This window comes from uncultured Aureimonas sp. (assembly GCF_913775355.1).
GTDB lineage: Bacteria > Pseudomonadota > Alphaproteobacteria > Rhizobiales > Rhizobiaceae > Aureimonas.
Genome location: NZ_CAJYIU010000113.1, coordinates 1 through 4,651 on the forward strand (window position 1 = coordinate 1; position 4,651 = coordinate 4,651).

The 4,651-nt window shown below is 69.4% G+C and carries 5 protein-coding genes; all 5 read right to left on the reverse strand.

The genetic code is table 11. The features are described 5' to 3' along the window. Nucleotides 1–583 (reverse strand): ABC transporter permease (locus QZ753_RS08185; RefSeq protein WP_367171501.1); only part of this gene is annotated, 583 nt, incomplete at its 3' end. Then, the gene (locus QZ753_RS08190; protein WP_294642667.1) at nt 580–1,530 is read right to left on the reverse strand and encodes an ABC transporter permease; all 951 of its coding nucleotides are present in this window, start codon (nt 1,528–1,530) and stop codon (nt 580–582) included. The genes QZ753_RS08185 and QZ753_RS08190, both read right to left, overlap by 4 nt. An 81-nt stretch (nt 1,531–1,611) precedes the next feature. Further along, nucleotides 1,612–2,724 (reverse strand): PotD/PotF family extracellular solute-binding protein, encoded by a 1,113-nt coding sequence (locus tag QZ753_RS08195; protein ID WP_294642668.1) that lies wholly within the window; start codon nt 2,722–2,724, stop codon nt 1,612–1,614. Nucleotides 2,725–2,756: 32 nt separating this feature from the next. Then, complete coding sequence (locus QZ753_RS08200; protein WP_294642670.1) at nt 2,757–3,890, reverse strand: ABC transporter ATP-binding protein; 1,134 nt, start codon at nt 3,888–3,890, stop codon at nt 2,757–2,759. A 135-nt stretch (nt 3,891–4,025) separates the two neighbouring features. Next, on the reverse strand, nt 4,026–4,651 hold a 626-nt coding region (locus tag QZ753_RS08205), incomplete at its 5' end, for an SDR family oxidoreductase (protein ID WP_294642672.1).

The following is a 4,651-nucleotide window of genomic DNA, read 5'->3' on the forward strand; positions in this document are numbered from 1 at the left end:
GATCCCTCTGGCCGGTCGGCGTCGCGGCCTGCGTCATCAACCTGCCCTTCATGATCTGGGCCGTGAGCGCGAGCGCCGGCGCGCTCGATCCCGATCTCGAGCTCGCCGCCTCGATGTGCGGCGCGCCGCCGATCCAGATCATGAAGGGCAGGTTGATCACGCAGGCCGCGACGCCGACCGGCCAGAGCGAGCCGAGGACGCCCGCCTCGCCGAACAGAAGCATCAGCCCGATGCCGGAGCCGATCAGCGGGATCGTGAAGGGCAGAAGCAGGTAGACCTGAAGAAGGCCGGCGAAGCGCACGCGGTACTTGGCGAGCGCAAGGCCCGCCAGCGTGCCGACGGGAATCGCGATCGCGGTGCAGATCAGCGCGACCTGGAGCGAGCGCCAGAACGCTTGGCGCAAGTCCGCCGCGCCCGCGACCTTGGCGTACCACTTCAGCGACAGCCCGTCGGGCGGGAAGGCGATGATGTTGCCGGCGGTGAACGAGGCGCCCAGCACCACCAGCGTCGGGGCCGAGAGGATCACGAGTGACAGGGCAACGAGGCCGCCGATCAACCAGCGCTTGGAGCGGGCCTCGGTCATGGGGCGCGCCCGCGCAGCGCCAGCGTGCCCGCGCCGAAGAGCGCGAAGACCGCGCCGACGAGCGTCGAGCCGACGACGACGAGAAGCAGCGTCAGCGCGGCGCCCATGCCCTGGTCGGATGTGCGGAAGAACTGGTCGTAGATCGCGTTGGCGATGAAGTCCTGCCCCCCGCCGCCGAGGATCGCAGGGATCGCGAAGTCGGTCAGCGTCAGCGTCAGCACCACGAGCCCCGCGCCGACGAAGCCGGGGGTCGCCATCGGAAACACGACGTGGAGAAGGGTCCGCCTCCAGTCGGCTCCGAGCGAGCCGGCGGCGGCCTCGACCTCCTCGGGAATGGCCGAGAGCGCGGGCGCCAGCATCAGGACGGCGAAGGGCAGCATGTACTGCACGAGGCCGAACAGAACGGCCCAGTAGTTGAAGAGGAGGCGGTAGGGCCCGAGCCCGAACAGCGCGAAGATCTCGTTGGCGAGCCCCTGGTTGCCGAGAAGGATCAGCCAGCCGTAGGCGCGCACCACCTGCCCGATGAAGAAGGGCAGGAACAGCGCGATCAGCAGCGCCTTGCGCCGGGCGGCCGAGCGCGTGCGCACCATCGCATAGGCGTAGGGAAAGGCGAGGACGAGGGTCGCGAGCGTCACGATCAGCGCGCCGCCGAGACTGCGCAAGGCGACGCTGAGGAACACCGGCTCGGAAAAGGCGCGGGCGTAGTTGGCGAGCGTGCGCTCCTCGGACGGCAGGAAGGTCGCCGTGTCGAGCGTTCGAAGGCTGGCGTCGAGAATGTCGAAGAGGCTGATCGCGAGGAGCCCGACGAGAAGAATCGCGGGCGCCAGCATCAACCAGGGCAGTGCCTTGCCCGCCCGCGCTGGCCAGACGGCGCGCGCCGCCGCCTCGGTCGCGTCGAAGACGCGCCAACGGAGGGGATAGGCGGAGCGGGCGGGGCGAAGCGGCATGGGGGTCGGTGTCTGGCGATGCGATGTTGCGGAAGGGCGGCTTCGGGGGCGGATGGGATCCGCCCCCGAAGCCCGATGGCGTCAGCCTTGCATGATGGCCTTGAACTTGCCGAACCATTCGGCCTCGTTCTCCACCTGCACCTTGGACGAGATGCGAATGAGGTTCTGGAAGTCTTCCGGCTTCGTCGGATAGGACGGGTCGCCCGCGAGATCGGCCGGCGGCGTCAGGCCCGGCACGACGCCCGGCAGGCCGAGACCGTCGAGCCAGACCTGCTGGCTGTCCTTGCCGATGGCCATGTCGATGTACTTCTTGGCCCAGTAGAGCTCGTTCTCGGGCAGGCCCTTCGGGATCCACAGCCCGTCCGTGTCGAACTTGGCGCCTTCCTCGGGCACCACCCAGGCGACGTCGATGCCGTTCTTCTTGGCCTCGCGCGCGTTGGTCGAGATGGTGCAGGCGAGGTCGATCTCGCCGTTCTGGAACCAGGTCGTGAAGTCCGGATCCTCGCCGAGCAGCGGCTGCTGTTCCTTGACCTTGGCGATGAAGTCCCAGGCCGGCTGCATGTTGGCCGGGATGTCCTCGAGCTTGCCGCCGCCGGCGATCTGCGCCGGGAAGTGGAAGCCGATGCCGTCGTTGTAGAGCGCGATGCGGCCCTTGAACTTCGGGTCGAGCATGGCCTTCCACGACTTCGGCGGGCCGTCCGGGAAGGCGGCCGGGCGATAGGCGAGCACGTAGACGTAGCCGTAGGTGTCGACGATCGGATAGCCGTCGAGGCCGACCGGCTTGGCGAGATCGGTGACGCCCTTGAGGTTCGGCAGGTCCGAGAGGTCTTCGGTCACGCCGCGCAGCGCCGACTTGGTGGCGTTCGTGGTCGTGTCCCAGTTGATGTGGATCGGGGGCACCCGCTTCTGCGCCACCGCCGCCCAGACCTTCGGCTGGATCTCGTTGTCCTCGGTGAGGTCGTGCCGGACCGCGATGCCGGTCGCCTTGGTGAACGGGTCGGAGACGCCTGCCTTCAGCGCCTCGACCCAGGAGCCGCCCCAGGCGCGCACGATGATCTCGGCCGGCTTCTCCGGCTCCTGCGCGACGGCCGTGCGAAGGCCGAGCGCCGAGGCCGCGCCGATCGAGCCGACGGCGGCGACGCCCTGCAGGAAACGGCGGCGATTGAGGTCATGGAGGAAGGGCTTGTCGGTCATGGCGATGGCTCCTTTCGCGAATGGGGCGGCGTTCAGGCTTGCGGAAAGACGATGAGGTCGCGGGTATTCCAGCCGAGCCGCACGTAGGCGCCGACGGGCTGGACGGCGTGGCCGACCGGATCGTGGTCGAAGGCGCGCAAGCTCACGCCGAGAGTGCCGGTGGGGCGCGCCTCGTAGACGACGCGCTCGCCCTCGAAGATCACGTCTGCGATCTCGGCGGTGAGATGGGTGTCGAGCGCCGCGCCGGTCAAAACGGCGCCCTCGACGCGGATCTGCTCGGCACGCAGCATGCCGACCGCGGGCTCGCCCGTGCGCGGCGCACGGCCGGCGGGCGCCGACCAGCGGCCACTCATGGCCCCGAGCGGCGTCTCGAGCGTCACCACTTCGCCCTCAGCGCCCGCGACCCGGCCCTCCAGCCGGTTGGTGACGCCGATGAAGCTTGCGACGAACGCATTGGCGGGCTCGCGATAGGCGGCGATCGGCTCGGCCATCTGCTGGATGCGGCCCGCCTCCATCACGATGATCTCGTCTGACACCACGAGCGCCTCGCGCTGGTCGTGCGTCACGTTGATCGTGGTGATGCCGAGTTCGCGCTGGATGCGGCGGAACTCCAGCTGCATCTCCTCGCGCAGCTTGCGGTCGAGCGCGGCGAGCGGCTCGTCGAGGAGGAGAAGCTCCGGCTCGAACACCAGGGCGCGGGCGATCGCCACGCGCTGCTGCTGTCCGCCCGACAGCTCGTGGATGCGCCGATCCCCATAGGCGCCGAGATGCACGAGATCGAGGTAGCGCTCGACGCGGGCCGGGATCTCGCGCGCATCAAAGCGGCGCATCTTGAGCGGAAAGGCGACGTTCTCGGCGGCCGTCATGTGCGGGAACAGCGCGAGCTTCTGGAACACCATGCCGATCTTGCGCTTGTGCGCGGGCTCGTCGGACACCGGGCGGCCGTTGATCGCGATCTCGCCGCGCGTCGGCTTCTGGAAGCCCGCGATCATGCGAAGGAGCGTCGTCTTGCCCGAGCCCGAGGGGCCGAGGATCGTCAGGAACCGGCCGCCGGCAAGGTCGAACGAGGCATCCGCCACCGCCGCCTGTCCCGAAAAGACCATCGAGACGCCGCGCACCGACACGGCCGGCGTGCCGGCGGCGGGAACCGGACGGGCGACGCTCATGCGCGCCATCCCGCGCGTGCGGCGGCGGCTGGGGAAATCGGGGCGGATTCGTCACAACGCATGACGTGTGCTTGATCCAGCCGCAAGCTCCGCGCAAGCCCAATCTTGTGGCAGCGGCCTGTTCCCCCAGCGGTTTCAGATGGAGGCGAGGAACCCGCCGTCGATCGCGATGCACTGCCCGGTCATGTAGCGCGACGCATCGCTCGCCAGGAACAGAGCGGTGCCGGCGAGATCGTCGAGGTCGCCGAACCGGTTCATCGGGATGCGCCCGAGCATGCGCTCGCGCCAGTCCTCGTTCTCGTAGAAGACGTCGGTCATGGCGGTGCGGAAGTAGCCGGGCGCGATCGCGTTGACGCGGATGCCGAACGGCGCCCATTCCGCGGCCAGCGCCCGCGTCATGCCAAGAAGCCCCGACTTTGACGACCCGTAGGGGACCGCGGTCGGCACGCCGACCATCGAGGTCAAGGAGGCGATGTTGACGATGCTGCCCGAGCCGTTCGCGCGCATCGCGCGGCCCGCAGCCTGCGCCGCGAAGAACGCGCCCTTCAGGTTGGTGTCGAGGATGCGGTCCCACAGCGCCTCGTCCACGTCGAAGCTCGGGCGGACCTCCTCGACGCCCGCGTTGTTGACGAGCCCGTCGAGCCGGCCGAAACGCTGCGTGGCCGCGCTCACGGCTGCCTCGATGGAGGCGACGCGCGTGACGTCGAGCGGCACGGCAAGGACGGGCGACCCGGTGCGCGCCACGGCATCCGACGTCGCTT

Excerpts from the sequence above, each read along its gene's own strand:
- QZ753_RS08190 (WP_294642667.1), bottom strand. The coding sequence starts at position 1,530 with ATGCCGCTTCGCCCCGCCCGCTCCGCCTATCCCCTCCGTTGGCGCGTC.
- QZ753_RS08195 (WP_294642668.1), bottom strand. The coding sequence starts at position 2,724 with ATGACCGACAAGCCCTTCCTCCATGACCTCAATCGCCGCCGTTTCCTG.
- QZ753_RS08200 (WP_294642670.1), bottom strand. The coding sequence starts at position 3,890 with ATGAGCGTCGCCCGTCCGGTTCCCGCCGCCGGCACGCCGGCCGTGTCG.